The 303-nt window shown below is 60.7% G+C and carries 1 protein-coding gene; it reads right to left on the bottom strand.

Going from position 1 to position 303, the window contains the following annotated elements:
- Window positions 1-31 precede the first annotated feature (31 nt).
- On the bottom strand, window positions 32-303 hold a 272-nt coding region (locus ACTFO6_RS18420; protein ID WP_439935827.1), incomplete at its 5' end, for a DUF86 domain-containing protein.

The following is a 303-nucleotide window of genomic DNA, read 5'->3' as shown; positions in this document are numbered from 1 at the left end:
GGGATACCGGGTCTTGCGCGGCACAAAGCGTTCAACCTTGGAGCCGATCCAGGAAACCGCGCACGTATTCGGCATACCGATGGTAATCCTGAAGGCACGACTTGATCGACGCGTGGACGATTTTCCGGTCCGCGTCATTGTAGTCGTGCACCAGAATGTTGCGAAGCCCGGCGCTGCGTGCGATCCAGTCTGCGAATTCCTGCGGATAGACGTCCAAGCCGGCGAGGAGCAGAAACGTGTCGCGGTAGGTAAGACGGGTCGACCGGCCCTCGCCGGTCCCGAGCTCGCTGATGAGATGCTCGT

Source organism: Pelomicrobium sp. G1 (assembly GCF_051905455.1).
GTDB lineage: Bacteria > Pseudomonadota > Gammaproteobacteria > Burkholderiales > UBA6910 > Pelomicrobium.
This window is presented reverse-complemented; position numbering and strand designations above follow the sequence as displayed.